This window comes from Saccharomonospora iraqiensis subsp. paurometabolica YIM 90007 (assembly GCF_000231035.2).
GTDB classification, from domain to species: Bacteria; Actinomycetota; Actinomycetes; order Mycobacteriales; family Pseudonocardiaceae; genus Saccharomonospora; species Saccharomonospora paurometabolica.
In genome coordinates, this window is the sequence record NZ_KI912247.1 from 187,874 (window position 1) to 188,357 (window position 484).

The 484-nt window shown below is 73.3% G+C and carries 1 protein-coding gene; it reads left to right on the plus strand.

Features of this window, described 5'->3' with window-relative positions:
* Window positions 1-370 (plus strand): cytochrome d ubiquinol oxidase subunit II (locus SACPADRAFT_RS30645; RefSeq protein ID WP_040924398.1); only part of this gene is annotated, 370 nt, incomplete at its 5' end.
* Between the last annotated feature and the right edge of the window lie 114 nt (window positions 371-484).

A 484-nucleotide genomic window follows, 5' to 3' on the forward strand; every position in this document is an offset into this window, starting at 1 on the left:
GCAGGCGGCGCACGGCACGGGGTGGTCACTGCTGTCGGTGGCCGTGGTGCCCGTGGCGGGCGCGGTGGCCGTGTGGCGGCTCGCGGCGGGGCGTGCCGGGCAGGCCTTCGCCGCGCTGGGGCTCGTCATCACGGCGACGACGGTGGCACTGTTCGGCGCGCTGTACCCGGACGTTCTCCCGTCCACTGTGGACGTCGCGAACTCCCTCACCGTGGACACGGCCTCGTCGAGCGATTACACGCTGGAGGTCATGAGCTGGCTGGCGTTGTTCGGTGCCCCGGCCGTGCTGGTGTATCAGGGCTGGACCTACTGGGTCTTCCGGAAGCGCATCGGCACCCGGCACATCCCGGAGGTGCGCGTTCCGCGATGAGTACTCCCGTCCGCGAGAATCCCCTTTCCGCCGTGTCCGAACCGGACACCTCGCGGGCGGGCAGGGGCCCGCTCGGCGCGCTGCCCGCCCTCTCGGCGGCGGCGCGCCGGGCGC